Genomic DNA, 861 nt, shown 5'->3' on the forward strand with positions numbered 1-861 from the left:
CCCCGTTCGCGACATGGGAAGAACTGGTGGAACACGGCAAAGAAAACGATGTCGCGCTTGGTCACTTCGGCTCGGTTCTGCCGCCCACACAAGTCACCTTTGCGGCCGCAGTCAGCAGTGGGTTTGACTTCGCCAGCGAAGCCGCCTTCGACGCGCTCGACTGCAACACTCTGGCTTCGGGCGACGTGGACGTGATCAACACGACGCTTCAACTTGTTCTTCCCTGTCTGGACCAAGTGAATGTCCTGGCCAGCATCGGTGGCGAACGGATCTCATTGGTCCCGGATACACCCACAGTTACCGAGCTGCACCCCGAACTGCCTTTGGCCCTGTGGAACGGTCTGTTCGTCCACAAGGACACTCCGGCCGAAGCACGCGAAAAGATCACTGCGGCTGCACAGAAAGCGCTGGAATCTGACAAGGCCAAGCAACTTGCTGAAGAAACCGGAGCACTGATCTACTGGCAGGATCCGGATGCCTCGAATGCACAGATAGAACAGGACAAAGCCTCGTTCTCTAAAATCGAAGAGATTCTAGGCGAATAACGCGAAACTGGCCCGGCGTATTGCAATACTGTCGGGCCTTTTTCTATCCAGCAGGAGGCCAAAATGATCGCAAAGACATTGCAAGACATGTTCAAACGATACCGCCGCCCCGGCGATGTTGTTTTTGCTTTGGCCTTCCTGATATTTTCGGTTTTTCTGCTGAGCCAACTGGGAACGCAGACCGAGGTCGTCAAACGCACCAAGTGGTTTGCGCAACCAAGCTTCTGGCCAATGGTCTCGCTCTGGGCAATGGCCGCCTTTGCCTTTCTGCACTGGCTCAGCTCCGCCATGTCAGACCGCATTCCGGGTCGCTGGC

The 861-nt window shown here is 56.1% G+C and carries 1 protein-coding gene and 1 pseudogene; both read left to right on the top strand.

Annotation, left to right across the window (positions count from 1 at the left end; all coding sequences use genetic code 11):
- Positions 1-545: tripartite tricarboxylate transporter substrate-binding protein (locus ACR0E6_RS21920; RefSeq protein WP_480587301.1), on the top strand; the 545-nt coding region annotated here is incomplete at its 5' end.
- A 63-nt stretch (positions 546-608) separates the two neighbouring features.
- Positions 609-861: pseudogene (locus ACR0E6_RS21925) on the top strand (tripartite tricarboxylate transporter TctB family protein); the annotation flags it as partial.

Source organism: Ruegeria sp. AP12 (genome assembly GCF_056540025.1).